This is a genomic window from Candidatus Pelagibacter communis (genome assembly GCF_001180105.1).
Taxonomy (GTDB): domain Bacteria; phylum Pseudomonadota; class Alphaproteobacteria; order Pelagibacterales; family Pelagibacteraceae; genus Pelagibacter; species Pelagibacter ubique_K.
The window spans coordinates 1-820 of record NZ_CVSO01000032.1; the positions used below are offsets into that span (position 1 = coordinate 1).

Annotated in this window: 2 protein-coding genes; both read left to right on the plus strand. The window is 30.2% G+C overall.

Annotated features, from left to right (window positions below; translation table 11 throughout):
• Positions 1 to 498 (plus strand): PLP-dependent transferase (locus AMN84_RS01845; protein WP_143755533.1); only part of this gene is annotated, 498 nt, incomplete at its 5' end.
• A partial coding sequence (locus AMN84_RS01850) for an MFS transporter (RefSeq protein ID WP_143755534.1) occupies positions 495 to 820 on the plus strand: 326 nt, incomplete at its 3' end. The genes AMN84_RS01845 and AMN84_RS01850, both read left to right, overlap by 4 nt.

Consider the following 820-nt stretch of genomic DNA (forward strand, 5'->3'; position numbering starts at 1 on the left):
AAAAAAGTTTTTAAAAAGGTTCAAATGGCTGAAAAGATTACAGGTCTTAGAATGGGACCAGACGATGCTTACTTGGTAACTAGAGGTTTAAGAACTCTGGACGTAAGATTAGATAGACATCAATCAAATGCAATGAAAGTTGCACGTTTTTTATCAAAAAACAAAAAAATAAAACTCTTATATCCTCTCAAAAAAGGTTCTTTGAATTACAGACTTTGGAAAAAATATTACAATGGAGCGTCTGGTCTAATGGGTCTAAGAATTAAATCGGCGAAAAAGAATGTGGTTAAATTTGTAAATTCACTAAAATTATTTGGATATGGATATAGTTGGGGAGGTTTTGAGAGTTTAGCATTACATCAAGAAATTAGAGAACAAGGGGACAGATCTTACTTAAATTTATCAAAAGATGAGCATATAGTAAGATTACATATCGGATTAGAAGATCCAAAAGATTTGATTGAAGATTTAAGAAGATCTCTTAAATTCATCAGATGAGTTCAGAAAAATTTATTCAAAATAATCTAGCTTTAACTACTTTAATTTGTGCCTGTGTTGTAGTTTTAATGTCTTTAAGTGTAAGACAAGTTTTTGGAATGTTTTTCATTGACTTTAATAATGATTTAGGAATTTCAAATACTGAATTTGGTTTAGCTATAGGTATTCAAATGTTAGGTTGGGGTTTATCCGGTCCAATTTTTGGAGTTCTTGCTGATAAATATGGAGGTCATAAATCAATTATCCTTGCATTTCTTTTTTATATCCTTGGAGTTTATTTTTTATACGCAGGTCCTAACACTGGGATTTACTTCCAAATTAG